Origin of the sequence: Psychrobacter sp. TB20-MNA-CIBAN-0197 (genome assembly GCF_040309765.1) — a bacterium.
GTDB lineage: Bacteria > Pseudomonadota > Gammaproteobacteria > Pseudomonadales > Moraxellaceae > Psychrobacter > Psychrobacter submarinus.
In genome coordinates, this window is the sequence record NZ_JBEOPC010000950.1 from 1 (window position 1) to 256 (window position 256).

At 59.8% G+C, this 256-nt stretch carries 1 protein-coding gene; it reads left to right on the top strand.

The features are described from left to right. Positions 1–256: DUF748 domain-containing protein (locus AAEY83_RS16690; protein ID WP_351060871.1), on the top strand; the 256-nt coding region annotated here is incomplete at both ends.

Consider the following 256-nt stretch of genomic DNA (forward strand, 5'->3'; position numbering starts at 1 on the left):
GTAGTGGTCGACGGCATCAACTATCAGCACGGCGACAGCCTGTCGATCGACAAGGTCAACCTGTTGCAGCCGTATGTGCGCTTCATGATCAACGACGATCGCACCACCAACGTCGACGACCTGCTGATCCCGCAACCGGCCGACAGCGGAGCACAAAGCACCGCAGCCAAACCGGCCGGCAAGGACAAACCACTGGGCATTCACATCGGCGCGATTGCGATCAACGATGGTTCGGCCAACTTCGCCGACTTCAGCC